At 69.4% G+C, this 26,107-nt stretch carries 26 protein-coding genes and 1 rRNA gene; 17 read left to right on the forward strand and 10 right to left on the reverse strand.

Annotated features, from left to right (window positions below):
- The first annotated feature begins 151 nt into the window (after window positions 1–151).
- The 3 genes from fabG to DEJ48_RS30560 all read left to right on the forward strand — a co-directional run bounded on the left by fabG (window position 152) and on the right by DEJ48_RS30560 (window position 2,099).
- Window positions 152–871: a 3-oxoacyl-[acyl-carrier-protein] reductase gene (gene fabG, locus DEJ48_RS30550; protein WP_150219413.1), complete on the forward strand. Its 720-nt coding sequence runs from the start codon at window positions 152–154 to the stop codon at window positions 869–871.
- Window positions 872–875: 4 nt separating this feature from the next.
- On the forward strand, window positions 876–1,637 hold the full coding sequence (fabI, locus tag DEJ48_RS30555; RefSeq protein ID WP_150219414.1) for an enoyl-ACP reductase FabI: 762 nt from the start codon (window positions 876–878) through the stop codon (window positions 1,635–1,637).
- 144 nt (window positions 1,638–1,781) lie between these two features.
- Window positions 1,782–2,099: a hypothetical protein gene (locus DEJ48_RS30560; RefSeq protein WP_411757555.1), complete on the forward strand. Its 318-nt coding sequence runs from the start codon at window positions 1,782–1,784 to the stop codon at window positions 2,097–2,099.
- 29 nt (window positions 2,100–2,128) lie between these two features.
- Here the strand turns inward: DEJ48_RS30560 and DEJ48_RS30565 are convergent, their stop codons facing one another.
- Complete coding sequence (locus DEJ48_RS30565) at window positions 2,129–2,815, reverse strand: FadR/GntR family transcriptional regulator (RefSeq protein WP_150219416.1); 687 nt, start codon at window positions 2,813–2,815, stop codon at window positions 2,129–2,131.
- Window positions 2,816–2,903: 88 nt separating this feature from the next.
- Here DEJ48_RS30565 and DEJ48_RS30570 point away from each other — a divergent pair, with 88 nt between their 5' ends.
- The 4 genes from DEJ48_RS30570 to DEJ48_RS30580 all read left to right on the forward strand — a co-directional run bounded on the left by DEJ48_RS30570 (window position 2,904) and on the right by DEJ48_RS30580 (window position 5,418).
- The gene (locus DEJ48_RS30570; protein ID WP_150219417.1) at window positions 2,904–4,220 is read left to right on the forward strand and encodes a CynX/NimT family MFS transporter; all 1,317 of its coding nucleotides are present in this window, start codon (window positions 2,904–2,906) and stop codon (window positions 4,218–4,220) included.
- 55 nt (window positions 4,221–4,275) lie between these two features.
- On the forward strand, window positions 4,276–4,392 hold the full coding sequence (locus DEJ48_RS40820; RefSeq protein ID WP_263399467.1) for an SGM_5486 family transporter-associated protein: 117 nt from the start codon (window positions 4,276–4,278) through the stop codon (window positions 4,390–4,392).
- A gap of 143 nt (window positions 4,393–4,535) precedes the next feature.
- Window positions 4,536–4,799, forward strand: coding sequence for a hypothetical protein (locus DEJ48_RS30575; protein WP_317850936.1), 264 nt, complete (start codon window positions 4,536–4,538; stop codon window positions 4,797–4,799).
- A 100-nt stretch (window positions 4,800–4,899) separates the two neighbouring features.
- Window positions 4,900–5,418, forward strand: coding sequence for a SixA phosphatase family protein (locus DEJ48_RS30580; RefSeq protein ID WP_150219418.1), 519 nt, complete (start codon window positions 4,900–4,902; stop codon window positions 5,416–5,418).
- A 117-nt stretch (window positions 5,419–5,535) separates the two neighbouring features.
- Here DEJ48_RS30580 and serB read toward each other — a convergent pair whose 3' ends face one another.
- Together serB and DEJ48_RS30590 are read right to left on the reverse strand one after the other, a co-directional pair.
- Window positions 5,536–6,750, reverse strand: a complete 1,215-nt coding sequence (serB, locus tag DEJ48_RS30585) for a phosphoserine phosphatase SerB (protein WP_150219419.1) — start codon at window positions 6,748–6,750, stop codon at window positions 5,536–5,538.
- Window positions 6,751–7,291: 541 nt separating this feature from the next.
- Window positions 7,292–9,238, reverse strand: a complete 1,947-nt coding sequence (locus tag DEJ48_RS30590) for a streptophobe family protein (RefSeq protein ID WP_150219420.1) — start codon at window positions 9,236–9,238, stop codon at window positions 7,292–7,294.
- 265 nt (window positions 9,239–9,503) lie between these two features.
- Between DEJ48_RS30590 and DEJ48_RS30595 the strand changes: the two genes are divergently transcribed.
- Complete coding sequence (locus tag DEJ48_RS30595; RefSeq protein ID WP_150219421.1) at window positions 9,504–12,110, forward strand: FHA domain-containing protein; 2,607 nt, start codon at window positions 9,504–9,506, stop codon at window positions 12,108–12,110.
- A gap of 113 nt (window positions 12,111–12,223) precedes the next feature.
- Here DEJ48_RS30595 and DEJ48_RS30600 read toward each other — a convergent pair whose 3' ends face one another.
- The 3 genes from DEJ48_RS30600 to DEJ48_RS30610 all read right to left on the reverse strand — a co-directional run bounded on the left by DEJ48_RS30600 (window position 12,224) and on the right by DEJ48_RS30610 (window position 15,023).
- Window positions 12,224–12,940: a transglycosylase SLT domain-containing protein gene (locus tag DEJ48_RS30600; protein ID WP_150219422.1), complete on the reverse strand. Its 717-nt coding sequence runs from the start codon at window positions 12,938–12,940 to the stop codon at window positions 12,224–12,226.
- Between the two features lie 323 nt (window positions 12,941–13,263).
- Window positions 13,264–14,307, reverse strand: coding sequence for an S-adenosylmethionine:tRNA ribosyltransferase-isomerase (locus DEJ48_RS30605; protein WP_411757556.1), 1,044 nt, complete (start codon window positions 14,305–14,307; stop codon window positions 13,264–13,266).
- 17 nt (window positions 14,308–14,324) lie between these two features.
- Window positions 14,325–15,023: an SDR family NAD(P)-dependent oxidoreductase gene (locus DEJ48_RS30610; RefSeq protein ID WP_150219423.1), complete on the reverse strand. Its 699-nt coding sequence runs from the start codon at window positions 15,021–15,023 to the stop codon at window positions 14,325–14,327.
- A gap of 201 nt (window positions 15,024–15,224) precedes the next feature.
- On the opposite strand from DEJ48_RS30610, the gene DEJ48_RS30615 reads away from it, so the two are divergent.
- The 4 genes from DEJ48_RS30615 (at window position 15,225) to DEJ48_RS30630 (ending at window position 17,762) form a co-directional block, all read left to right on the forward strand.
- A complete protein-coding gene (locus tag DEJ48_RS30615; protein ID WP_150219424.1) occupies window positions 15,225–16,370 on the forward strand; it encodes a GAF domain-containing sensor histidine kinase in 1,146 nt (381 codons plus the stop codon).
- Window positions 16,363–17,043, forward strand: coding sequence for a response regulator transcription factor (locus DEJ48_RS30620; protein ID WP_317850937.1), 681 nt, complete (start codon window positions 16,363–16,365; stop codon window positions 17,041–17,043). The genes DEJ48_RS30615 and DEJ48_RS30620 overlap by 8 nt, the downstream gene beginning before the upstream one ends.
- Window positions 17,044–17,191: 148 nt before the next feature.
- Window positions 17,192–17,437 carry a chaplin gene (locus DEJ48_RS30625; protein WP_150219425.1) on the forward strand — a complete coding sequence of 82 codons (246 nt, stop codon included), beginning with the start codon at window positions 17,192–17,194 and terminating at the stop codon, window positions 17,435–17,437.
- Window positions 17,438–17,513: 76 nt separating this feature from the next.
- Window positions 17,514–17,762, forward strand: coding sequence for a chaplin (locus DEJ48_RS30630; RefSeq protein WP_150219426.1), 249 nt, complete (start codon window positions 17,514–17,516; stop codon window positions 17,760–17,762).
- Between the two features lie 60 nt (window positions 17,763–17,822).
- Here DEJ48_RS30630 and DEJ48_RS30635 read toward each other — a convergent pair whose 3' ends face one another.
- Window positions 17,823–18,611, reverse strand: coding sequence for a hypothetical protein (locus DEJ48_RS30635; RefSeq protein WP_150219427.1), 789 nt, complete (start codon window positions 18,609–18,611; stop codon window positions 17,823–17,825).
- 121 nt (window positions 18,612–18,732) lie between these two features.
- Between DEJ48_RS30635 and DEJ48_RS30640 the strand changes: the two genes are divergently transcribed.
- The 3 genes from DEJ48_RS30640 (at window position 18,733) to DEJ48_RS30650 (ending at window position 21,050) form a co-directional block, all read left to right on the forward strand.
- Window positions 18,733–19,530 (forward strand): ABC transporter ATP-binding protein, encoded by a 798-nt coding sequence (locus tag DEJ48_RS30640; RefSeq protein ID WP_150183359.1) that lies wholly within the window; start codon window positions 18,733–18,735, stop codon window positions 19,528–19,530.
- Between the two features lie 45 nt (window positions 19,531–19,575).
- Window positions 19,576–20,004, forward strand: coding sequence for an NfeD family protein (locus tag DEJ48_RS30645; RefSeq protein WP_150219428.1), 429 nt, complete (start codon window positions 19,576–19,578; stop codon window positions 20,002–20,004).
- Between the two features lie 107 nt (window positions 20,005–20,111).
- Window positions 20,112–21,050 carry an SPFH domain-containing protein gene (locus DEJ48_RS30650; protein WP_055569440.1) on the forward strand — a complete coding sequence of 313 codons (939 nt, stop codon included), beginning with the start codon at window positions 20,112–20,114 and terminating at the stop codon, window positions 21,048–21,050.
- A gap of 78 nt (window positions 21,051–21,128) precedes the next feature.
- Here the strand turns inward: DEJ48_RS30650 and DEJ48_RS30655 are convergent, their stop codons facing one another.
- From DEJ48_RS30655 to DEJ48_RS30665, 3 genes are all read right to left on the reverse strand, one after another.
- Window positions 21,129–21,635 carry an HNH endonuclease gene (locus DEJ48_RS30655; protein ID WP_150183357.1) on the reverse strand — a complete coding sequence of 169 codons (507 nt, stop codon included), beginning with the start codon at window positions 21,633–21,635 and terminating at the stop codon, window positions 21,129–21,131.
- A 166-nt stretch (window positions 21,636–21,801) separates the two neighbouring features.
- Entirely contained in the window at window positions 21,802–22,341 is a 540-nt protein-coding gene (locus tag DEJ48_RS30660) for a YbhB/YbcL family Raf kinase inhibitor-like protein (RefSeq protein ID WP_150219429.1), read from the reverse strand.
- A gap of 48 nt (window positions 22,342–22,389) precedes the next feature.
- A complete protein-coding gene (locus tag DEJ48_RS30665; RefSeq protein WP_150219430.1) occupies window positions 22,390–23,172 on the reverse strand; it encodes a sporulation protein in 783 nt (260 codons plus the stop codon).
- A 161-nt stretch (window positions 23,173–23,333) separates the two neighbouring features.
- On the opposite strand from DEJ48_RS30665, the gene DEJ48_RS30670 reads away from it, so the two are divergent.
- A complete protein-coding gene (locus DEJ48_RS30670) occupies window positions 23,334–23,975 on the forward strand; it encodes a DNA-3-methyladenine glycosylase (protein WP_150219431.1) in 642 nt (213 codons plus the stop codon).
- 535 nt (window positions 23,976–24,510) lie between these two features.
- Window positions 24,511–26,036: ribosomal RNA gene (locus DEJ48_RS30675) — 16S ribosomal RNA — on the forward strand.
- The last annotated feature ends 71 nt before the right edge of the window (window positions 26,037–26,107 follow it).

The raw sequence follows: 26,107 nt of genomic DNA on the forward strand, positions 1-26,107 counted from the left end.
ATCATGTCGCGCCCGGCGCCCCGGCGGCCAGGGTTTTCTGTAGGGATCCGACAGCGAGTCCTCTGAGCCACTGTCGGTCGCCGATTCTCCGTATCGCGACAGGTACCGATAGGTTTTCGAGGTACCAGACCACTATGGAAAGGGTGATCCGTTGAGCCGCTCGGTTCTCGTCACCGGAGGAAACCGGGGCATCGGCCTCGCCATCGCCCGCGCCTTCGCCGACGCCGGCGACAAGGTCGCGATCACCTACCGCTCGGGTGAGCCGCCGAAGCTCCTCACCGACGCCGGGGTTCTCGCCGTCAAGTGCGACATCACCGACGCCGAGCAGGTGGAGCAGGCCTACAAGGAGATCGAGGAGAAGCACGGGAACGTCGAGGTCCTGGTCGCCAATGCCGGTATCACCAAGGACCAGCTCCTGATGCGCATGTCCGAGGAGGACTTCACGTCCGTCCTCGACACCAACCTCACCGGCACCTTCCGCGTCGTCAAGCGTGCCAACCGCGGCATGCTGCGCGCCAAGAAGGGCCGCGTCGTCCTCATCTCCTCGGTCGTCGGCCTGCTGGGCGGCGCCGGACAGGCGAACTACGCCGCCTCCAAGGCGGGACTGGTCGGCTTCGCGCGTTCGCTGGCCCGCGAGCTCGGTTCGCGCAACCTCACCTTCAACGTCGTCGCCCCCGGTTTTGTCGACACCGACATGACCAAGGTGCTGACGGACGAGCAGCGCAAGGGCATCGTCTCCCAGGTGCCGCTCGGCCGTTACGCGGAGCCCGAGGAGATCGCCGCCGCGGTGAAGTTCCTCGCGTCGGACGACGCCTCTTACATCACTGGAGCCGTCATCCCCGTTGACGGCGGATTGGGCATGGGTCACTGATCACATGAGCGGAATTCTCGAAGGCAAGCGCATCCTCGTCACCGGGGTGCTGACGGAGTCCTCCATCGCCTTCCACACGGCCAAGGTCGCTCAGGAGCAGGGCGCCGAGGTCATCCTGACCGCCTTCCCGCGGCCCACGCTCACCGAGCGCATCGCCAAGAAGCTCCCCAAGCCCGCCAAGGTCATCGAGCTGGACGTGACCAACCAGGAGCACCTGGACCGCCTCGCGGGCGTCGTCAAGGAGGAGCTCGGCGGCCTCGACGGCATCGTGCACTCCATCGGCTTCGCACCGCAGGGCGCGTTCAACTTCCTGGAGGCCTCCTTCGAGGACGTCTCCACGGCGATGCACGTCTCGGCGTACTCCCTGAAGTCGCTCACCATGGCTTGCCGCCCGCTGTTCGAGGGCGGCGCCTCGGTCGTCGGCCTCACCTTCGACGCGCAGTACGCGTGGCCGAAGTACGACTGGATGGGCCCGGCCAAGGCCGCCCTGGAGGCCACCAGCCGCTACCTCGCCCGCGACCTGGGCAAGGAGGACATCCGCTGCAACCTGATCTCCGCGGGGCCGCTCGGCTCCATGGCGGCGAAGTCCATCCCGGGCTTCGAGGAGCTCGCGGACGTCTGGAACACCCGCTCCCCGCTGAACTGGGACATGGCCGACCCGGAGCCCGCGGGCCGCGGCGTCGTCGCCCTGCTCTCGGACTTCTTCCCGAAGACCACCGGCGAGATCATCCACGTCGACGGCGGCGTGCACATGATGGGTGCCTGATCAGGCGCTCGCCCAGTACTGGGTGTGTTTTCGAGGCCCCGTCCCCCGCAGTGCGCGGGCGGCGGGGCCTCACCCGTTCGGTCCCCTTGCCGGGCGCCGAGGGGTGAGTGACCGGCACTCTGAAGTGTGCGTCTTACAAGTGCGGTGCTCGTGGCTCTCGCTCTTGTGGTCGCCGCGCCGAGCGCCGCGCCGCAGGGGTCTTCCCCCGCGCGTGAGACGTCCTCGAAACCTCGGCCCTTCGGGTCGGAGTGCCGCACCGGAGTCGCCGGCTCCCACGTCGTCGCGTACTGCCACAACCCCTACCCGGAGACCGACCGGGTCCGTCTGCACGTGGAGTGCGACCAGTGGTGGGACATCGACACGGACTCCCGCCCCGTCGACGCCGAGGCCGCGATGACGGTGCGGCTCACCGGACGGTGCTGGAAAGAGGTCCGCTCGGTCTGGGTCAGCCACCAGAAGTGAGCCGGACCGGTCGCCGCCGGTGAATCCGGTCAGCCACCAGAAGTGAAGCGGTCCGGGCGGCACATGAACGGGTAGCCCGCGGCCTCCGTCGCGGCGGCCTCCGCATCGCCCGTGCGGATCGCGTCGACCAGCCGCGCGTGGTCCATGTGCGCCTCGGGCGTCAGCTCCTCGCCGATGTCCTCGCGCAGCCAGTCCCGCAGCACCTCGCCGAGGTCCGCGTAGAGCGCCACCATGACGTCGTTGTGCGACGCGGCGACGACGGCCATGTGGAACGTCGCGTCGGCCGTCACGAACGCCTCCGCGTCCCCGGACGCCCACACCTCCTCGCGGCGTACGAGCAGCGCGTCCAGCTGCTTGAGGTCCCGCTCGGTGCGGCGCTCGGCGGCGAGCTTCGCGGCGCTGGACTCCAGCGTGCTGCGCAGCTCGGCGATGTGCCGGGGGTCCGCGTCGGCGAACCTGCGCTGCATCACGCCCGCGAGCTCGCTCGTCGCGACCACGTACGTCCCCGAGCCCTGCCGGATGTCGAGCAGGCCGTTGTGCGCGAGGGCGCGCACGGCCTCCCTGACCGTGTTCCTGGCGACGCCGAGCTGGTCGACCAGCTCGGGCTCGGTGGGGATGCGGGAACCGACCGGCCACTCGCCCGACGAGATCTGGTTGCGCAGCTCGGAGATGACCTGTTCGGAGAGTGCCGAACGGCGAGGGGTGGTCAGCGGCATGACGTTCCTTCGTGCGTGGCCGGTGCGGATGGGCAGTGTGACGCAATCGATTGGACAGCCAATCATCCCATGATTCTATGATGGCTCCATGGCTAGCGAGAAAACCGAGACGATGACCCCGACGGCCGGGGCGAGCCCGGCACCCCCCGTACGGACCGAGAGCGCCGAGAAACAGGCCCCCACGCGCGCGTGGGCGACGCGACTCGTCATCGTCGGCATCGTCCTCGCCGCCATGAACCTCCGCCCGGCCATCACCAGCCTCGGCGCCCTCCTCGAAGAGGTCCGCGACGGCCTCGGCATGAGCGGCACCCTCGCGGGACTGCTCACCTCCGTGCCGCCGCTCTGCTTCGCGATCTTCGGCGTGATGGCGCCCCGCCTGGCCAAGCGCTTCGGCCCCAGCGCGGTCGTCTGCGTCGGCATGGCAGCCATCGCCGCGGGCCTGGTGATCCGGCCCTTCATCGGCGGCACCGCGGGCTTCCTCGCCGCCACCGCCCTCGCCCTCGCGGGCATCGCCGTCAGCAACGTCCTGATGCCCGTCATCGTCAAGCGCTGGTTCCCCGACCGGGTCGGCTCCATGACCGGCCTGTACTCGATGGCGCTCGCACTCGGCACCTCCCTGGCGGCCGCACTCACCGTGCCCGTCACCGACGGTCTCGGCGGACGCTGGCAGACCGGCCTCGCCGTGTGGGCCCTGCTCGCCGTCGTCGCCGTCATCCCCTGGATCCCGCTCGTCCGCGACCGCAGCCAGACCGCGGCCGCCGTCCCGGAGCACGTCAGTGCCGCCGTACGTCGCGAGGACGACGGGCTGCGCATCACCTCCAGCCGCACCGCCTGGGCGCTCGCCGTCTTCTTCGGCCTCCAGGCCACCGCCGCGTACATCACGATGGGCTGGATGCCGCAGATCTTCCGCGACGCGGGCGTCCCCGCGGGCGAGGCGGGCGTCCTGCTCGCCGTCACGATGGCCATGGGCGTGCCCCTGGCGTTCGTCATCCCGCGGGTCGCCACGCGCCTGACCAACCAGGGTCCTGTCGTGATCGTCCTCGGCACGTGCGGCCTCGCCGGGTACGCGGGCCTCTACCTCGCCCCCGCGGGCGGCGCCTGGGTCTGGGCCCTGCTGCTCGGCATCTCCAACTGCGCCTTCCCGCTGGCCCTCACCATGGTCGGCATGCGCGCCAAGAGCAGCGTGGGCGTGGCCAAGCTGTCCGCCTTCGCACAGAGCACGGGCTACCTGATCTCGATCCCGGGCCCGCTCCTCGTGGGCGTGCTCTACCAGCACAGCGGCGGCTGGGGGCTGCCCCTCGCGCTCATGGCCGGCCTCATGGTGCCGCAGATCGTCATCGGCACCCTCGCGGGCCGCAACCGCACGGTCGAGGACGAGGTGACCGCGAGAGCCACCACGGCCTGACGTCCGGGGCCACCCCGACGCGGAGGGGGCGGGCAAAGGGTGCGAGACTGGCCGTATGCCCGCCCTCGACCCGAACCCCCAGAACGGCCAGAAGAAGTTGCTCATCGTGCTCGGCTCGATGCTGGCCATCACCGTGATCATCGGCATCATCGCCTCGATCGCCTCGCCGTGACCGCTCTCATCGCCTCGCCGTGAACCGGCCCCCGGAAGGCGGATGGTGGTGCTGGCACCACCATCCCCTAGGGGGCCAGTGTCAGGGTCAAGTGGGTGGATCTCCGGATGGGTTGAGGCGCGCCGATCGCCTAACTTCGAGTTGTGGCCGCGAAGACGCGGCTCGGAACACTCGAGGACCACGGAGGCGAGATGTCGGCCCGATCGCACACCCTGCGCGACCCGGCGAAGTCGGGCAGCATCGAGGTCCAGCTTCCCTGGTGGGCGATCGCCCTCCCCGCCGTCGCCTTCGCGGCGCTGCTCCTGCTCATCCTGAACCCCGTGGACGCGCACGCGGCATCCAGCGAGCCGGTGATCACCAGCCTCCTGGAGCGGATACAGACGATGATCCTGCGCACGGCTTCCTGACCCGTTTCCACCGGTGCCGCGCACCGGTGCCGTCACCCGCGCCGGGGGACCGCACCAACTCCCTGCGCCCCGTGGCGCGTTTCATGCGAAGCTGGGAAGCATGAGCGTCGCAGAACCCCGCAGGATTGTCCTCTTCCGGCATGCGAAGGCCGACTGGCCGCAGGTTTCCGACCACGAGAGGCCGCTCGCCGACCGCGGACGCCGGGACGCCCCCGTCGCCGGGCGCAAGCTGGCCGACAGCGGCATCGCCTTCGACCTGGCCCTCTGCTCGACCGCCGCCCGGACCCGCGAGACCTGGAAGCTCGCCGTCCAGGAGCTCCCGCAGCGGCCGAAGACCGTCTACGAGGATCGGGTGTACGAAGCCTCTCCCGGCGAGCTGATCGCCGTGCTCAACGAGACCCCGGACGACGTGCGGGACCTCGTCCTGATCGGCCACAACCCCGGCGTCCAGGGCCTCACCGACGTCCTCGCGGGGGACACCGAGGGCGACGCCAGAGAGCGGCTGAACCGCAGGGGCTTCCCGACCGCGGCCTTCGCCGTCCTGACGTACACCGGATCGTGGAAGGCGCTGGAGCCCGGCGTGGCCACGCTCGTCGACTACTGGGCGCCGTCCGAGTAGTCCCACTCCCCGCCCGTCGCCAGGGCCCGGCACCTTCGCGGTGCCGGGCCCCTTTGACGTTGATGTACGCGACGCGGACGGACGCGACGTGGGACGTACGCGATGCGCGCCGCCGCCTCAGTCGGCGTGTGTGTCCGCCGCCTCGACCTCTTCGCGGGTGATGCCGAGGAGGTAGAGGACCGTGTCCAGGAAGGGGACGTTCACCGCGGTGTGCGCCGCCTCGCGAACCAGGGGCTTGGCGTTGAAGGCGACGCCGAGGCCCGCCGCGTTCAGCATGTCCAGGTCGTTCGCGCCGTCGCCGATCGCGACGGTCTGCTCCAGCGGGACGCCGGCCTCCGTGGCGAAGCGGCGCAGCAGCCGGGCCTTGCCCGCGCGGTCGACGATCTCGCCGGTCACCTTGCCGGTGAGCTTGCCGTCGACGATCTCCAGGGTGTTGGCCTGGGCGAAGTCGAGGCCGAGACGTTCCTTCAGATCGTCGGTGACCTGAGTGAACCCGCCAGAGACGACGCCGACTTGGTAGCCGAGGCGCTTGAGGGTGCGGATCAGGGTGCGGGCGCCCGGGGTGAGCCGGACCTCGGAGCGGACCTTGTCCACGACCGAGGCGTCGAGACCCGCGAGGAGCGCCACGCGGGCGTGCAGCGACTGCTCGAAGTCCAGCTCGCCGCGCATCGCGGCCGCCGTCACCCCGGCGACCTCGGCCTCGCATCCGGCGTGCGCGGCGAAGAGTTCGATGACCTCGTCCTGGATGAGTGTCGAGTCGACGTCCATCACGACCAGGCGCTGGGCGCGGCGGTGCAGGCCCGCCGACACGACCGCGACGTCCACGCCGAGCCGGGCGGCCTCTATGGCGAGGGCGGTGCGCAGCGGCTCCGTCTCGGTGCCGGAGACAGCGAACTCGACGGCGGTGACCGGGTACTTGGCGAGCCGGAAGATACGGTCGATGTTGCCGCCGGTGGCGGTGATGCTGGCGGCGATCGCCGCCGTCGACTCGGAGGTCAGCGGGTGGCCGAGGACGGTCACCAGTGAACGCCCGAGGCCTCGCGGCCGGTTGTCGCCGATGCCCGAGATGATCTCGGCCTGCATCTTCATGGACTCCGCCCAGCTGTGGACGGTGGCGCGCAGGTCACCCTCCAGACCGGCGGGCGGCTCGGTCACGAGCGCACACAGCACGATCCGGCCACGGGTGACGACCTGCTCGATGTCGACGACGTCGACGGAGTAGGCGGCGAGGGTGTCGAAGAGGCCGGCGGTGATGCCGGGGCGGTCCTTGCCGAAGATCTTGACGAGGAGCGTCGGGATGTCGGCGGGCTGAGGGGGCTGCGAAGCACTCATGGTGATCCCTACGGTATCCGCCCTCTTCTCGGCCGCGCCCCCCAGTCCGCCTGCCGGACGCCCCCGGTGACTCCGCACCAATTCCCTCACCCACCCACCCGAGCCCCTCCCCAACGCAAGGCGCCACCCGCGCGTCCCTCGCGGGCCCGCCCCGCATGGGCCCGCTCATGGCCGACATGTCAGCTGCCCGGTCGGTCCTGCCGAGCGCCTCCCTCCCCGGGTCCCGCGTTGCGGGACGGACCTGCCCTTCCGTCGCGGGCCTGCCCCGCATGGGCCCGCTCATGGCCGACACGTCAGCTGCCCGGTCGGTCCTGCCGAGCGCCTCCCTCCCCGGGTCCCGCGTTGCGGGACGGACCTGCCCTTCCGTCGCGGGCCTGCCCCGCATGGGCCCGCTCATGGCCGACATGTCAGTTGCCCCGTCGGCCCTGCCGAGCGCCTCCCCCCCCGGGCCCCGCGTTCCGGGACGGATCCGCCCTCCCGTTGTGGGCAGGCGTGCCGCAGGGCGGCACGGGTGGGCACAACCCACGGTGCCGGGGGCCGTTCAGTCGGGCCTTCGTGGGGTCTTGGGGGGTGGTGGCGGAGGCGGAGGTGGGGGTGGCCAGTCCGCGGAGCGTGAGCGTGAGCGGCGTCGGGGCGGTGGGGGAGGAGGAACCACCGGGCCCAGAACGGTGGGGGCTCCGGAGACGTCCTGGTTGGAGGGCGAAGAGTCGGAGGGCGAAGTAGTGGGCGCCTCCCGCGGGGGCTCCGGCGTACCCATGGGGCCCGTGGGGCCCGTAGACCCGCTGCGCCCAGCGGACCCCGTGCGGCCCCCGGACCCCCCAGACCCCGCAGACCCCGCCGGACCCGAAGCGCCCCCCGGCCCCCCATCCGTGCGCAAGTACGGGTTCGTCTCAGGGTTGGGTGGCCGGTACGGCCGCCCCGGCGCGTACGGCCCCGCCCCCGAACCCGCAGGCCCGGCCGGACCTGGACGCCCAGGCCCGGGGGGACCTTGATCCCAAGCCCCACCCGCCCCCGAACCCGCAGGCACATCCGACCCCTGACCAACCCGCACCGCGGACCCCTTCCCCGCAGGGAGACCCCCCGCGCCGGAGGCGAGGGCCAATGGGGCGGTCCGGCCGCCCGCCGCCCCCGTGAGCACCGCGAGCACCGCCCCCACGACCCCCGCCCCGAACCCCCACGCCGCCCCCAGCACCGCCGCCATCCCCAGTCGTCCGTGGAGCTCGATCCCCGCGCCGAACGCGTCGAAGCCGAACACGGAGAGCGAGGCGTCCGCCGAGATCTCCGTCAGCCACACCAGGAGCGGCAGCCCCAGTGCCGTCACGATTCCGAGGCGGACCCCGCACCGCCCCGCGAACCCGGCCGTGGACAAGGTGTCCCGGAGGCGTGGTGTGCGTACAGCCGTCAGGACCCCCGCGAACAACATCGCCATGGCCGCCGCGACGCCCAACAGCCAGACCCGGCCGTCGAGCTCGGCCAGCCGCCCGAGTGTGAGCGCCTTGTCGGAGGGGCCCGTCAGGAGGTCGTCCACCGGGTCCGGCAGGAAGCGCGTGAGCGCGCCCGTCGCCTTGCCGTCCCAGGGGACGAAGAGGCCGACCGGCAGGCCGAGCCACACCCCGTTCGGCGCCCCGAGCAGCGCCGCGCCCGCGATCCGCTTCGGATGGTCGTCGCCGATCATCGCGTACGCCGCCGCGGCGAGCCCCGCGGCGACCGCCACCAGCACCACCGTGACCAGCGCGGAGACGGCAGGACGCACCACCCGGTGCAGGCCGTCCAGGGCCCGGGGCAACGGCGTGCGCCGCGACGCGAGGAGGGCGACGAGCAGGACACCGGTCACCCAGACCGCGCCGCCGAGCAGCGTCGGACCCGTGTCGACGGTGAACCCGACCGACGCCTTCGCCGCCACGAGGTCCCCGAGCCGGTCCGGCAGCAGCCCGCCGATGTCCCCGATCCCACCGGGCAGCTTGTCGCCGATGCCGCCCGGCAGCTCGTCGATGCCTTTCTCGATCCCTTTGTCGATGCCGAGCTGCTTGCCGTCGATCGTGATGACGTCGTGGCCGGCCCAGGCGAGCCCCGCGAGCATCCCGAGGGAGAGGGCGATCACCGCGCCCGCGCGCGCGAGGAGTTCGGCGGGTGCGATGACGACGCCAGCCCCGCGCAGGGAGCGCAGGAAGAAGTGGGCGAGCAGGAGCGCTCCGACCAAACCCACACCGAGTGGCGCAATATCGACTGTCGTGGTCGCCTCGGCGTCGTCCAGACCGAACGCCGAGACGTCGCCGGACGGCGTGACCGAACCCCCCGCGCCCAGCGCGACGGTGGCCGCCGTCAACGGCCCGAGCGCGGCGACCTCGTCCGCGCCGAGCAGGTGCAGGGCGAGCGCGGCCGTCCCCGCCATGCCCACCAGCGCCCAACTGACCGCGGCGATCGCGGAGAGCAGTACATCGCCCCACCGCACGCCCCGGCTCTCGCCGTTCCGTTCCTCGGCCTGCATCAGGACCCCCCGGACCGCAGCGCGTTGCCCTAAATGCACTTAATGCTCTCAATGAGCATGATCCGTATGCACTGATGGGCGCTTACCACTCTCCGGGGCGATTTCTTCTCCGTCAACGGGGCAACCCGTCACGCGCGTACGCAGTCTTCACAAGGCCCGACTTTCGGTCAGAGCCCTCCGCCTGAAATAGTTCCTCCCGATGTTCGACATCCCTAGACTCCCCATCGATGGGGGCTAGCTCGGGGGACAACTCAGTGGGGCTGGAGTGCCGGAACTCGTACTGGAATTGAATGGCAGGACCTGGACGCTGGACGCGTCCAGGCCGTACACCCTCGGACGTGATCCGCAGGGGGATATCTCGCTCGACGACGCCAGGGTGTCCTGGCGTCACGCGACGATCAGCTGGAGCGGCCGCAGTTGGGTCATCGAGGACCACGGCAGCACCAATGGCACCTTCGTGCAGGGCCAGCGGATCCATCAGATGGAAATCGGTCCGGGCACGGCCGTGCACCTCGGCAACGCGACCGACGGTCCGCTGGTGAACGTGTCCGGTGGCGCCGCGGCCGCGGCCGTCTCCACGCCGCAGCACGCGCCCCAGCAGCATCAGCAGGAAGCTCCCGGCTGGGCCGCTCAGACCCCGCAGCAGCAGGCACCCCAGCAGCAGGCCCCGTACCAGCCGCAGCAGCAGGGCTGGCAGCAACAGCAGCCGCCGCAGCAGCATCAGGCGCCGGTGCACCAGCAGCACCCGCCTCAGCAGCAGCACCAGTCGCACGTGCCTCAGCAGCAGGGCGGCCCGTCCGAGCAGTACGCACAGAAATCTCCGGGTTCCGGCGGTGTCGCGGGGGCCCCGCCGGTCTACGGCGACCGCAGCCCGACGACGTTCCACCAGCTGGCCCTCGGCCGCAAGATGCGCATCGGCCGTGCGCTCGAGAACGAGCTGGTCGTCTCCGACCTCCAGGTCTCGCGCCACCACGCCGAGTTCTCCGCGACGCCCGACGGCCGCTTCGAGCTGCATGACCTCGGGTCGCACAACGGCACGTACGTCAACGGCCAGCCGATCGCGAAGTCCTCGACCGTCCTGATCGGTCCGAACGACATCGTCGGCGTCGGCCACTCGACCTTCCGCATCGTCGGCGGTCAGCTCGAGGAGTTCGTCGACACCGGTGACGTCTCCTTCTCGGCCCGCCACCTCACGGTCACGGTCGACGGCGGCAAGCAGATCCTCAAGGACGTCTCCTTCGGCGTCCCGGAGAAGTCGCTCATCGCGGTCATCGGCCCCTCCGGTTCCGGCAAGTCCACCCTGCTCAAGGCGCTCACCGGCTACCGGCCCGCCAACCAGGGCGACGTCCTGTACGACAACAGGAACCTGTACAAGCAGTTCGCCGAGCTGCGTCAGCGCATCGGTCTGGTCCCGCAGGACGACATCCTGCACAAGGAGCTGACCGTCAAGAAGGCCCTCAAGTACGCGGCCAAGCTGCGCTTCCCCGCGGACACCACGGAGGCCGAGCGCGAGTCCCGCATCGACGAGGTCCTGCGCGAGCTCAAGCTGGACATCCACAAGGAGAAGAAGGTCACCTCCCTCTCCGGTGGCCAGCGCAAGCGTGTGTCGGTCGCCCTCGAGCTGCTGACCAAGCCCTCGCTGATCTTCCTGGACGAGCCGACCTCCGGCCTCGACCCGGGCATGGACCGCGACGTCATGCAGCTGCTGCGCGGCCTCGCCGACGACGGCCGCACGGTCCTCGTCGTCACGCACTCGGTCGCCGAGCTGGCGATCTGCGACAAGCTCCTGGTGATGGCGCCCGGCGGTTCGGTGGCGTACTTCGGCCCGCCGGAGGAAGCCCTCAACTTCTTCGGCTACAGCACCTGGGCCGACGTCTTCTCCGCCTTCGAGAACTACCGCGACTACGACTGGGCGGGCCGCTGGAAGGGCTCGCAGCACTACCAGATGTACGCCGCGGACATCGACGCCGTCGCCGCGCAGTCCGTACAGATGCCGCCGCCCCAGGCCGTCAAACCGCCGAAGCCACAGGGCTGGGGCTCACAGCTGTGGACCCTGATCCGGCGCTACGTCTCGGTGATCGCCTCCGACAAGGGCTTCATGGGCCTGATGGTGATCCTGCCCGCGGTCCTCGGCATCGTCAGCGTCGTGATCCCGGCCGACTTCGGCCTCGCGCCGCCGAAACCGCCGGTCAAGTTCAACGCGGACGCGGGCACGATCATGCTGATCCTCGCGGTCGGCATGTGCTTCTCGGGCGCGGCCAATTCCGTACGTGAGCTGATCAAGGAACGGGTCATCTACGAACGGGAACGGGCGACCGGCCTGTCCCGCTCGGCGTACCTGATGTCCAAGGTCATCGTTCTCGGCGTGATCACGGCCTTCCAGGGCGTCATCATCTGCGGCATCGGCTTCGCCCCGCGCGAGCTGCCGGAAGAGGGCCTGCTCATGCCCCCGGCCGTGGAGATGTGCCTGACGATCATCGCGCTCGGCTTCACCTCGATGATGTTCGGCCTGGTCATCTCCTCGCTGGTGAAGACCTCCGAGAAGACCATGCCGCTCCTGGTGATGTTCGCGATCGTCCAGGTCGTGTTCACCGGTGTCCTCTTCCAGGTCTACGGCTCGCCGGGCCTGGAGCAGTTCGCCTGGCTGATGCCCTCCCGCTGGGCCATCGCCGGCGCGGGCTCCACGCTCGACCTCGCGCACCTGATGCCGCCGTGGGACCCGAAGAAGCCGGGCGACCTGGATCCGCTGTGGGAGCACTCGGTGGGCCAGTGGAGCCTGAACATCACGGTCCTGATCGTGCTCGGCGTCATCTGCGGCATCGCGGTCTCGCGTCTGCTGCGCCGGCACGAGCCGGAGGTCATGCGCAAGTGACCCGGTGCCCTCGGGCACACGAGAAGGGCGGCACCCCGCGTGGGGTGCCGCCCTTCGGCGTCTGGCGAACCTCGGCTTCGGCTGAAGAGGTCCAGTGATCAGGCGATCAAGGCTCAGTAGGCGCCGTTCACGTTGTCCATCGAGCCGTACCGGTCGGCGGCGTAGTTGGCCGCGGCCGTGATGTTGGCGACCGGGTCGTAGATGTTCGTCGAGGTGCCGTCGACGTGGTACGCGTCGAACGTCGGCTGGATGACCTGGAGCAGGCCGATCGACGGGGTGCCGTTGATGGCGTTGATGTCCCAGCCGTTCACGGCCTGCGGGTTGCCCGCGGACTCACGGATGATGTTGCGGTGCAGACCCTCGTACGAACCGGGGATGCCCTTGGCCTTCATGATGTCGAGGGACTGGCGGATCCAGCCGTCGAGGTTGTTGGCGTAGACGGGCTTGCGGGCGGCGGCGCGGCTCGCGGCCTCCTTGGCCTTGCGCTCGTCCTCCGCCTTCTTCTTCGCGGCGGCCTCGTCGGCGCGCTTCTTGGCCTCGTCGGCCTTCTTCTTGTCGGCGGCGGCCTTCTCGGCGGCGTCCTTGGCCTGCTTGTCGGCGTTGGACTGCTGCTTCGAGACGCTGGCGTGGACGGCCTGCTGCGCGTTGGTGCCCGCGGCGAAGGCGACGGGGGAGATGTCACCGGCGGCCTGGGTGGTGGCCTCGGAGTTGCCCGGCACCAGGGAGAACGCGAGGGCGGCGGCGCCGAGCGTGGCGACACCGGCGATCGAGAGCTTCTGGGTCTTGGTCACGGTCGAGCGACTATGACCAGGAAGGCTGTGCTTGGACATGCGAGATGGACCTCTTCGAATAGCGGAGGTCGCTCTGGTCCGGTGGGGGACAGGTTGCTTCTCCGGCAAAACGCCGCGGTGGTGAGACCGCGGCGCCGAGCGACGGGAGCAATTCTTAGCGGCAGCAAAAATCTGTGGCAAAGGTGTGACGTACGATCGCGGGTAGTGGATCAGCGGATCCGGACAAGCCTCGACTGGTCCGCATCCCGCGGACATAAAGGGATTGCTTATCCACTAGGGACCTTCGTACGTGATGTGCGTCCTATGCGCGGGCTCACATCGAACACGTAACAGTCTCACCAGGAGTTGCCGCAGCAACGCTCTCAGTGAGGTGCCTCATCCCGGAGGATGAGGTGGACGTCCCCGAACTCGTGCCACAGGTAGAGACGGCCTACGGCCTCCGCGTAACCCCGCTCGATCGCCGCCCGCCCCGCCACGGCCTCCAGCATCAGCAGATGCGACGCCTCCGGCTCATGGAACCCCGTCAGCAGACCGTCCACCACACGCACCCCGCGCTCCGGAGTCACCACGAGCTCGGTCCGCCCCGCCGCCGCCCGCACCACACCGTCCGGCCCCGCCGCGGACTCCACGGCGCGCACCGCCGTCGTACCGACCGCCACGACCCGGCCCCCGCCGGCCCGCGCGGCATTGATCAGCCGCGCCGACGTCTCCGGCACCTCGAAGAGCTCCGGATACGGCGGCTCGTGCGCCTCCTGGGACGCGACACCGGTGTGCAGCACGACCGGCGCGAACTGCACCCCCCTGCTCACCAGCTCCGCCACGACGGACGCCGTGAACGGCCGCCCCGCACTCGGCATCTCCGCACTCCCCGCCCCGTCCGCCGACGGCAGCGCGAACACGGTCTGGTACGCGGAGAGCGGCTGATCCCTCTCTGTATAGGAGTAACGAATGGGACGCCCGTGCCCTCGCAACAGCGCGGGCACGTCGGCCGACACCCGCACCCACCACAGACGCCCGCTCTCCGTGGCCATGGGCTCCTCACACACCAGGCGTACGTCTCCGGGGAGCCGCACCACGGAACCGGCCGGGCCCCCGGCACGCGCGCGTGTGGTGCCCCGCCCGTCCGGATCGCGCAGCTCCACCGCCCACCGCCCGTCCTCGCCCCGGGTGGAGAAATGCACCACCACGCGCGCGTGCCCCAGGCGCCCGTCCACCGCCGCGGGCAGGGTCTGCGACGTGTTGACCACGAGCAGGTCCCCGGCCCGCAGCAGCGTCGGCAGCTCCGCGAACGCGTGGTGCGCGACATCCGTGCCCCGCGACACCAGCAACCGCACCGCATCCCTGCCCAGACCCGGGCCCCGCTCCTCGGCGGGCACCGTGGCCACGAGGGAGTCAGGCACACACAGCGGCGCGCCCAGGACGTTCACAGGACACCCGCCGACAGTGCGGACACCGTGTAGCGCCCACTGGCGGGCCGCTCGGCGAGCAGCCGCAGGAAGGCCGGCGCCACGCTCCCGGGACGCGGCCTCCCGGACGGATCGTCGTCCGGCACGGCGGCCCGGTACAGGTCCGTCCGCATGTCCCCGGGATCCACCGCCCACACCCTGATCCCGGGCTCCTCCTCGGCGAGGACCGCGGAGAGCTGGTCCAGGGCGGCCTTGGACGCGCCGTACCCGCCCCACGTCGCGTACGCCTCGACGGCCGCGTCGGAACTGACGTCGATCACCGCCCCCGCGGACTCCCGCAACAACGGCAACGCCTCCTGCACCAGCCCGAGCGCCGCCACCACGTTCGTCTCCAGCGCCGACCGCAGCCCGCCGAGCGCGAGCCCCGCCAGCCCCACCAGGGGCTCGGCCCCCAGCGCGCTCGCGTTGTTCACCAGCAGATCGAGGCCGCCCAGCCGCCGGGCCGCCGCCACCAGGTCCGCGCGGTGCCCCGCGTCGGTCACGTCCCCGGGCAGCGCCTCTACGCGCGTGCCGTACCCGCTCAGTTCGCGCGCCGCCTCTTGCAGGACCACTTCGGTCCGCGCGTCGACCACGAGATCCCAGCCGGACTCCGCGAGCACCGCGCCCAACGCGCGCCCCAACCCCTTCGAAGCCCCTGTGATGAGTGCTACCGGCATGACATCCGTCCCCTCGCTCGCTCGACAGGACCACCACCGTAGGAACGCGGGCCCCAGCGGCGCCTCGTGCGAGAGCCGCACCTCACGGGGTCCCTTCGCCCTACTACCGGGCGACGGACCATGGACCTAGGCCCCGGGCCCTAGGCGGAGGCCTCCACAGGTCGGATACGGACTGTCACACCCCGCCGGTAGCGTGTGGTCATGAGTCAAGGACCCCGATCCGGCCTGACCGCGGTGAGCTCCGCGCTCCTCGCCATGAGCAGGCACCTGGAGGTGCGCGACGTCCTCAAGACGATCGTCGCCTCGGCCCGCGAGCTGCTCGACGCCGAGTACGCCGCGCTGGGGGTCCCGGACGACCACGGCGGCTTCGCCCAGTTCGTCGTCGACGGCGTCAGCGACGATCAGTGGAAGGCCATCGGCCCTCTGCCCCGGCAGCACGGCATCCTCGCCTCGATGCTGCAGAAGGGCGAGACCGTCCGCCTCGGCGACGTGCGCGAGGACCCGCGCTTCGGAGGCTGGCCCTCCGCCCACCCGGACATGTCCGACTTCCTGGGCGTGCCCATCCGCTCCGACGACGAGACGCTCGGCGCGCTCTTCCTCGCCAACAAGAACTGCCCCAAGCTCCAGGGCATGTGCGGCTTCACCGAGGACGACGCGGAGCTCCTCGCGATCCTCGCCCAGCACGCGGCCATCGCCCTCACCAACGCCCGTCTGTACGAGCGCAGCCGCGAGCTGACCATCGCCGAGGAGCGCTCCCGCCTCGCCCACGAACTGCACGACGCCGTCAGCCAGAAACTCTTCTCGCTGCGCCTGACGGCCCAGGCCGCCACGGCCCTGGTGGACCGGGACCCGTCCCGCGCCAAGGGCGAACTGCAGCAGGTGGCGATGCTCGCCGCCGAAGCCGCCGACGAACTGCGCGCGGCCGTCGTGGAGCTGCGCCCCGCCGCCCTGGACGAGGACGGCCTGGTGGCCACGTTGCGCACCCACATCCGGGTGCTGCACCGCGCGCACTCCGCCGAGGTCACCTTCGAGAGCAACGGAGTGCGGGCCCTGCCGGCCTCCCAGGAAGAAGCCATGCTGCGGGTCGCCCAGGAGGCCCTGCACAACGCTCTGCGCCACTCCGGCGCCGAGCACGTCGCCGTGCTCCTGGACAAGCGCGGCGCCGGTGCCGCCCTGCGCGTCGTCGACGACGGCTCGGGCTTCGACCCGAGGTCGGTGCGGAGCGCGGGGCGCCACCTCGGCCTGGTCTCCATGCGGGACCGGGCGAGCGGGGTCGGCGGACGGCTGACCGTGGAATCGGAGCCCGGCAAGGGCACGACGATCGAGATGGAGGTGCCCGGTGGCTGACGCGGCGCGCAATACGGTCAACGCGGTCGACAAAGGGGCAGGGATCCGGGTGCTGCTGGTCGACGACCACCAGGTGGTCCGCCGCGGCCTGCGTACGTTCCTGGAGATCCAGGACGACATAGACGTCGTCGGAGAGGCGTCGGACGGCGCCGAAGGAGTCGCCCAGGCCGAGGAGCTGAAGCCGGACGTCGTCCTGATGGACGTCAAGATGCCCGGCATGGACGGCGTCGAGGCGCTGCGCAAGCTCCGCGAACTGGCCAACCCCGCGCGCGTGCTCATCGTCACCAGCTTCACCGAGCAGCGCACGGTCGTCCCGGCCCTGCGCGCCGGCGCCGCGGGGTACGTGTACAAGGACGTGGACCCGGACGCCCTCGCAGGCGCCATCCGCTCCGTGCACGCCGGGCACGTGCTCCTGCAGCCCGAGGTGGCGGGCGCCCTGCTCTCCCAGGAGGAGACGGGCGGCGGCCAGGGCAGAGGCGGTTCGCTCACCGAGCGCGAGCGCGAGGTCCTCGGTCTGATCGCCGACGGCCGCTCGAACCGCGAGATCGCCCGCGCCCTCGTCCTCTCCGAGAAGACCGTCAAGACACACGTCTCGAACATCCTGATGAAGCTCGACCTGGCCGACCGCACCCAGGCCGCGCTCTGGGCCGTACGCCACGGCGTGACCGGCTGAGATCCTCCGCCGACCCGTCGACTCGCGGTCTGAGATTCATACCGTCGTGTGGATGTCCCCCGGATGGCGTATCCCCCGGGGCGTTCGGGCGTTCTCCAGTGCGTGCTGCGGCGGCTGGCCGCAGCTTCTGCTCAGGAGGACCGTAGAAGTGAAGAACCTGAAGAAGGCCGCTGCCGTCACGATGGTGGCCGGCGGCCTGGTTGCGGCCGGCGCCGGCATGGCTTCCGCCCACGGTGGCGCGCACGCCGACGGAGTCGCCAAGAACTCGCCCGGCGTCGTCTCGGGCAACCTGGTCCAGGCTCCGGTCCACGTCCCGGTGAACGTCTGCGGCAACACCGTCACCGTCATCGGCGGCCTCAACCCGGTGTTCGGCAACGTCTGCAAGAACCTCTGATCGCATCCTGCGACCAGCACAGCCCCTGGCCCCGCCACATCCGGGGTCGCCCATGTCAGCAGGAGGAGCTCGTCCCATGAACAACATCGCCAAGAAGGCCGCCCTGGCCGTCGTCGCCGCCGGTCTCGCCGCGGGCGCGTCCGCCGGAGTCGCCTCCGCCACGTCGGACGCCCAGGCCGACGGTGTCGCCACGAAGTCCCCGGGCGTCGGCTCCGGCAACCTCGTCCAGGTGCCGGTCGACGTCCCGGTCAACGCCACGGGCAACAGCGTGAACGTCATCGGCGTCCTGAACCCGGCGTTCGCCAACCACACGGTGAACCACTGAGGCACACGCCCCGGCACGGGCCCCGCGGACCGCAGAGGTCCGCGGGGCCCGTGCCTTCGCTCAGCGCCCGCCCCGCTCGCGCTCCTCGACACTCGAGTTGTACGCGGCCACCTGCGCCCGCCGCGCCGTCCGCTCCACGGGCCGCAGCGCCTGCACCCGCGCGGCCATCTCCGACGCGCTCACGGCCCCGCCGTGCCCGTTCTCGTACGCCAGCGAGATCAGCAGACCGACCCGCTGGGCCAGTTCGAGCACCCGCACCGCACGCGGCGGATAGCCCGGTGCGAGCAGCTCGCGCCCCCGCTCCGCCCGCGCCCGGTACGCGTCGAGCGCCGCCTCGGCCACCGGCCCCGACCCCGCGACGTCGAGCCGGGACAGCACCTCCGTCGCCTCCCGCAGCGCCTCCGCGAGCTCTCGCTCCGCCTCGCCGAGCGAGGGCACATCGGCGGGCGGCGCCTCACGCACGGGCAGGCAGTGCCAGACGACCCCCACGTGCACGTCACCGTCGGGCCCCGCCTCGTACACCTCCGGCACCAGGCCGTACGGCGCGCCGAACCCGACGACGGCCTCCTCCGCCTCCAGTGCGCGCGCGTTGAACTCGGGCGGCCCGCTCAGCCCCAGCGGATGCCCCGGCGCGGGCAGCGCCACCCGCAGACCGGTCACCCCCTGGGAGCGCAGCCGTCCCATCGCGAGCGTCAGCCCGACCGGGCCGGATTCCCCGGGAAGGCCTTCGACGCGGTGCACCGCGTCGTCGCCGACCATCGCGAGCACGGCGTCGTCCGGCGAAACAAGTCCGGCCAAAAGGGCATTTCCCCATGCGGCCAGGCGTCCTGAGCGTGGTTCCGAGAGCATGCACACAGCCTAAGGACCGGGCTCACGACAGGAACGGTCGGCCGGTGGCGTAGGTTTTATCCGGGGGCCGCGTCCACAGGCGCGAGCGACGACCGAGACTGCAATGGGAGACAGCGCGCTCATGAGCGATGTACTGGAGCTTGAGGACGTATCTGTGGTCCGCGAGGGCCGGGCTCTGGTGGACCAGGTCTCCTGGTCGGTCAAGGAAGGGGAGCGCTGGGTCATCCTCGGCCCCAACGGCGCCGGCAAGACCACCCTCCTCAACGTCGCGTCCAGCTACCTCTACCCGAGCACCGGCACCGCCACCATCCTCGGCGAGACCCTCGGCAAGCCCGGCACGGACGTCTTCGAACTGCGCCCGCGCATCGGCGTCGCGGGCATCGCCATGGCGGAGAAGCTGCCCAAGCGGCAGACCGTCCTCCAGACGGTCCTCACGGCGGCCTACGGCATGACCGCAGGCTGGCACGAGGACTACGAGGACGTGGACGAGCAGCGCGCCCGCGCCTTCCTCGACCGCCTCGGCATGAGCGACTACCTCGACCGCAGGTTCGGCACCCTCTCCGAGGGCGAGCGCAAGCGCACCCTGATCGCCCGCGCCCTGATGACCGACCCCGAGCTGCTCCTCCTCGACGAGCCCGCCGCGGGCCTCGACCTCGGCGGCCGCGAAGACCTCGTACGCCGCCTCGGCCGCCTCGCCCGCGACCCGATCGCCCCCTCGATGATCATGGTCACGCACCACGTCGAGGAGATCGCACCCGGCTTCACCCACGTCCTGATGATCCGCCAGGGCAAGGTCCTCGCCGCGGGCCCGCTGGAGCTCGAACTCACCTCCCGCAACCTCAGCCTCTGCTTCGGCCTCCCGCTCGTCGTCGACCAGAAGAACGACCGCTGGACCGCCACGGGCCTCCCGCTCAGCTGATCGGCGCCCTGTCCCCGAGGGGACCCGCGGTCCTACGATGACCACGTGGACATCGACGCATGGGTGTGGTGGCTGATCGGGGCCGCCGCACTCGGAATCCCGCTCGTACTGACCGCGATGCCGGAACTCGGCATGCTCGCCGTGGGCGCCGTCGCGGCCTCCGTGACCGCGGGCCTCGGCGGCGGCGCCGTGCTCCAGGTCGTCGTCTTCGCCGCGGTCTCGGTGGCGCTCATCGCCGTCGTACGCCCGATCGCGACCCGGCACCGCGCCGGACGACCCGAACTGGTCACCGGGGTCGATGCCTTGAAGGGCAGATCCGCCCTCGTCCTCGAACGGGTCGACGCCTCCGGCGGACGCATCAAGCTGGCGGGAGAGATCTGGTCGGCCCGCGCACTCGACACCGACCGTGCCTACGAAGCGGGCCAAGAGGTCGACGTCGTCGAGATCGACGGAGCGACGGCCGTCGTCATGTGAATGCCCCACGGGCGGTACGACGGTCTGACAGACTCGACCAGCAAGATCTTCGCGACCGCGCGGAGTCTTCCGGGAACACCGAGGCATGAAGGGTACGGGGAGCCACGATGGAACCAATCATCATCGTCCTGATCATTCTGGTGGTGCTGGTCTTCATCGCCCTGATCAAGACCATCCAGGTCATTCCACAGGCGAGCGCCGCCATCGTGGAACGTTTCGGCCGCTACACCCGCACGCTGAACGCCGGACTCAACATCGTCGTCCCGTTCATCGACTCGATCCGCAACCGCATCGACCTGCGCGAACAGGTCGTCCCGTTCCCGCCGCAGCCCGTGATCACCCAGGACAACCTGGTGGTCAACATCGACACCGTCATCTACTACCAGGTGACCGACGCCAGGGCCGCGACGTACGAAGTCGCCAGCTACATCCAGGCGATCGAACAGCTCACCGTCACCACCCTGCGCAACATCATCGGTGGCATGGACCTGGAGCGGACCCTGACCTCCCGCGAGGAGATCAACGCGGCCCTGCGCGGCGTCCTCGACGAGGCGACCGGCAAGTGGGGCATCCGCGTCAACCGCGTCGAGCTCAAGGCGATCGAGCCGCCGACCTCCATCCAGGACTCGATGGAGAAGCAGATGCGCGCCGACCGTGACAAGCGCGCGGCGATCCTCCAGGCCGAAGGTGTACGACAGTCGGAGATCCTGCGCGCCGAGGGCGAGAAGCAGTCCGCGATCCTGCGCGCCGAAGGTGAGGCCAAGGCCGCCGCCCTGCGCGCCGAGGGCGAGGCCCAGGCGATCCGCACGGTCTTCGAGTCGATCCACGCGGGCGACCCCGACCAGAAGCTCCTGTCCTACCAGTACCTCCAGATGCTCCCGAAGATCGCCGAGGGCGACGCCAACAAGCTCTGGATCGTGCCCAGCGAAATCGGCGACGCCCTCAAGGGACTCGGCGGCGCACTCGGCAACTTCGGCCCGCTGGGCGGCGGTTCGGGCGGCTCGGCCCCCGCCACCGAGCGCCGCGAACAGCCGCCGATCGACTGAGGCGAACAGAGGACCCCGTGCCCCTTCAGGGGCGCGGGGAACTGCGCGATCAGCCCAGGACGGCCTGCGGCGAAAACACTACGCGGCAGGCTGCGCCAGCCACTCCGGCAGCGAGGCCAACTCGTCCCGCCCGAGCGACAAGAGCATCGCGTCCGCGGGGGTCGGCTCAAAGGGCTGCCGCAACAACGGCATGCCCGCCTCCTCCGGAGTCCGGTTCGCCTTGCGGTGATTGTCCAGCGCACACGAAGCGACCGTGTTCAGCCAGGAATCGGCACCCCCCTGCGACCGCGGCACCACGTGGTCCACGGTCGTGGCGCGCCTCCCGCAGTACGCGCACCGGTGCCGGTCCCTGACCAGCACGCCACGTCTCGACCATGGCGCCTGTCTTCGGAACGGCACCCGCACGTATCTGCACAGCCTGATCACCCGGGGCACAGGTATGTCGATCGCCGCCGCGCGCACACGCAGTCCGGGGTGGGCGTGCTCGACCACGGCCTTGTCCTGGAGCACCAGAACGACGGCCCGGTTGAGCGACACCGTCGAGAGCGGCTCGAAGCTCGCGTTCAGCACCAGCGTGTCCCGCATCAACCTGCCCACCTCCCGTATGCACCGGCCCACCGCCTGGCGGGCTGGGATCAACTCTGGCCGGGCACGCCGAGATGGACAACGCAATAAAAAATGCCCGCCTCTGATCACTTCCATGACCAGAGGCGGGCAAACACTGGGTGAACGCTCAGTACCCGACAGTCGCTCAGCTCTCCGCGGGAGCCGCGTACTCGGCGATCACCTGGGCGCGCGCCAGCGTGTGGAACCGGAGGTTGAAGCCCACGAACGCGGGCGGCGCGTCCGAGTCGGGACCCAGCTTCTCCTGGTCCACCGCGTACACGGTGAACACGTAACGGTGCGGCCGGTCGCCGGCAGGCGGCGCCGCACCCCCGAAGTCCTTCGTCCCGAAGTCGTTGCGCACCTGCACCGCGCCCTCGGGCAGCCCCTCGAACTTCCCGCTGCCCGCACCGCCCGGCAACTCGGTCGCCGAGACCGGGATGTCGAAGACGGTCCAGTGCCAGAACCCGCTGCCCGTCGGGGCGTCCGGGTCGAAGCACGTGACGGCGAAGCTCTTGGTCTCCGGCGGGAAGCCCTCCCACCGCAGCTGCGGCGAGGTGTTGCCGGCCGCGTAGACCTGAGCGTCCTTGAGGACCGCACCCGGTTCGAAGTCCTCGCTCGTGACCGTGAAGGACGGCACGGGCGGATGGAAGTCATGGGGAAGCGGCGGCCTCTTGAGCTCGCTCACGTAGGCACCTCCTGGTTGATTGCTGGTCCTCGCTGATCCTCTCCGAGCCTAGAACCAGTTGCGCTTGCTGCCGACCTGGGACAGCCACTCGTTCAGGTACGCCGCCCAGTCGGTGCCCTGGAAGTCGTTCAGCCCCACCTTGAACGAGCGGAACGAGTCGCTGCCCTCGCTGAACAGACCCGGCTTCTTGTCCATCTCCAGGACGACGTCCATCTCGCGGTCGTCGGCGACGAAGCTCAGCTCGACCTGGTTGAGCCCGCGGTACTGCTGCGGCGGGAAGAACTCGATCTCCTGGTAGAAGGGGAGCTTCTGCCGCGTGCCGCGGATGTGGCCGCGCTCCATGTCCGCGCTCTTGAAGCGGAAGCCCAGCTGGATGAAGGCGTCCAGGATGGCCTGCTGCGCCGGCAGCGGGTGCACGTTGATCGGGTCCAGGTCGCTGGAGTCCACGGCGCGCGCGATCTCCAGCTCGGTGGTCACACCGATGTTCATGCCGCGCAGCTGCTGTCCGTCGATGCTCGTGACCGGAGTCTCCCAGGGGATCTCCAGGGTGAACTGCACGGCGTGCACCTGGTTGGCCTGGAGCGTGAAGGCGCCGCCGAGCCGCACCTTGGTGAACTCGATGTCCTGCTTGGTCTCCTGGTCGTTGCCTTCGACCTCGACCCGTGCCTGCAGACCGACGGAGAGACCCTCGATCTCCTGGTCCACCGAACCGCCCTGGATGCGGACCTCACCCTGGACGACGCCGCCCGGGACCACGTTGACCTCGGCCAGCACGGTCTCCACCGAGGCACCACCGGCACCCAGACTCGCGAGCAGCTTCTTGAACCCCATGACACTCCATCCCCAGGCCGCCGCCTGTGGCTCGTCTCGACTTGGATACTTGATCGATAGAAACGCGAGGGAACCGTCCGTGGTTCCGCACCATCACCCTGACAACCGGGCGGCCCGTGGACCACCCATGGACGAAGACAAGTGCATTACGCTCGTACGGCATGATCGCGAGCCCTGACCGTACGCCCCTGACCCGAGACTTCTTCGACCGGCCGGTCCTCGAGGTCGCCCCGGATCTGCTCGGCCGGATCCTCGTGCGCGACTCGGCGGCCGGCCCCATCGAGGTCCGTCTGACAGAGGTGGAGGCGTACGCGGGGGAGGTCGACCCCGGCTCCCATGCCTACCGCGGCCGCACCGCCCGCAACAGCGTGATGTTCGGACAGGGCGGACACATGTACGTCTACTTCACCTACGGCATGTGGCACTGCATGAACCTGGTGTGCGGTCCGGTGGGCAAGGCCGGCGCGGTCCTGTTGCGCGCGGGCGAGATCACGGAGGGCGCGGAGATCGCCCGCAAGCGTCGACTCTCGGCCCGCAACGACAAGGAACTGGCCAAAGGCCCCGCGCGCCTGGCCACCGCTCTTGACGTGGACCGACAGCTCGACGGCGCCGACGTCTGCGGGGACCCGTCCTCACCCTTCTCCGTACTGACCGGCACACCCACGCCGCCCGCCCAGGTCAGCAGCGGACCTCGTACCGGAGTGGCGGGGGAGGGCGGCGTCCACCCGTGGCGCTTCTGGGTGACCAACGACCCTACGGTCAGCCCCTATCGGGCCCATGTGCCCCGTCGCCGCCGAACTTGACGCGGCCTTGGTGCCTCCGTAAGGTAGTCCGAGTCGCTTGAACCGGGTACGGCAATCTGCCGGGAGCCGGAAGCGGCCAACCACTACCTGACAACTTCCCCTCGGCGGGGTCTTATTCGGCGTGCCCGCATGCCGTAATTCGAACTCGCGAAACTCGATTATGAGTTGCGGAGGGAATCCGCTAAAGTAGTGAACACGCCGAAAGGCAAAGGCCCTCCAACGGCCACCGGAAATGAAATCCGAACCCGGAACGGAACGGAAAACGGATCTGGTAGAGTTGGAAACGCAAGAACAAAAGAAACACCGAAGGGAAGCGCCCGGAGGAAAGCCCGCAAGGGTGAGTACAAAGGAAGCGTCCGTTCCTTGAGAACTCAACAGCGTGCCAAAAGTCAACGCCAGATATGTTGATAACCCCGGCTCACTTCGGTGAGTTGGAGGTTCCTTTGAAAAAACACAGCGAGGACGCTGTGAACCGGGAGATTATTCCTCTCCCTGGTTCCGCTCTCGTGCTGTGTCACCGGATTACCGGTACACATTCACGGAGAGTTTGATCCTGGCTCAGGACGAACGCTGGCGGCGTGCTTAACACATGCAAGTCGAACGATGAAGCCCTTCGGGGTGGATTAGTGGCGAACGGGTGAGTAACACGTGGGCAATCTGCCCTTCACTCTGGGACAAGCCCTGGAAACGGGGTCTAATACCGGATAACACCTTCCCTCGCATGGGGGAAGGTTGAAAGCTCCGGCGGTGAAGGATGAGCCCGCGGCCTATCAGCTTGTTGGTGAGGTAGAAGCTCACCAAGGCGACGACGGGTAGCCGGCCTGAGAGGGCGACCGGCCACACTGGGACTGAGACACGGCCCAGACTCCTACGGGAGGCAGCAGTGGGGAATATTGCACAATGGGCGAAAGCCTGATGCAGCGACGCCGCGTGAGGGATGACGGCCTTCGGGTTGTAAACCTCTTTCAGCAGGGAAGAAGCGAAAGTGACGGTACCTGCAGAAGAAGCGCCGGCTAACTACGTGCCAGCAGCCGCGGTAATACGTAGGGCGCAAGCGTTGTCCGGAATTATTGGGCGTAAAGAGCTCGTAGGCGGCTTGTCACGTCGATTGTGAAAGCTCGGGGCTTAACCCCGAGTCTGCAGTCGATACGGGCTAGCTAGAGTGTGGTAGGGGAGATCGGAATTCCTGGTGTAGCGGTGAAATGCGCAGATATCAGGAGGAACACCGGTGGCGAAGGCGGATCTCTGGGCCATTACTGACGCTGAGGAGCGAAAGCGTGGGGAGCGAACAGGATTAGATACCCTGGTAGTCCACGCCGTAAACGGTGGGAACTAGGTGTTGGCGACATTCCACGTCGTCGGTGCCGCAGCTAACGCATTAAGTTCCCCGCCTGGGGAGTACGGCCGCAAGGCTAAAACTCAAAGGAATTGACGGGGGCCCGCACAAGCAGCGGAGCATGTGGCTTAATTCGACGCAACGCGAAGAACCTTACCAAGGCTTGACATACACCGGAAAGCATTAGAGATAGTGCCCCCCTTGTGGTCGGTGTACAGGTGGTGCATGGCTGTCGTCAGCTCGTGTCGTGAGATGTTGGGTTAAGTCCCGCAACGAGCGCAACCCTTGTTCTGTGTTGCCAGCATGCCCTTCGGGGTGATGGGGACTCACAGGAGACCGCCGGGGTCAACTCGGAGGAAGGTGGGGACGACGTCAAGTCATCATGCCCCTTATGTCTTGGGCTGCACACGTGCTACAATGGCCGATACAATGAGCTGCGATACCGTGAGGTGGAGCGAATCTCAAAAAGTCGGTCTCAGTTCGGATTGGGGTCTGCAACTCGACCCCATGAAGTTGGAGTTGCTAGTAATCGCAGATCAGCATTGCTGCGGTGAATACGTTCCCGGGCCTTGTACACACCGCCCGTCACGTCACGAAAGTCGGTAACACCCGAAGCCGGTGGCCCAACCCCTTGTGGGAGGGAGCTGTCGAAGGTGGGACTGGCGATTGGGACGAAGTCGTAACAAGGTAGCCGTACCGGAAGGTGCGGCTGGATCACCTCCTTTCTAAGGAGCACTTCTAGGCTGCCTCGGCAGTCCAGAGGCCACTACGTCGGCAAACGTTCGACGGTGGTTGC

Origin of the sequence: Streptomyces venezuelae, assembly GCF_008642315.1 — a bacterium.
In the GTDB taxonomy this organism is placed as follows: Bacteria; Actinomycetota; Actinomycetes; order Streptomycetales; family Streptomycetaceae; genus Streptomyces; species Streptomyces venezuelae_D.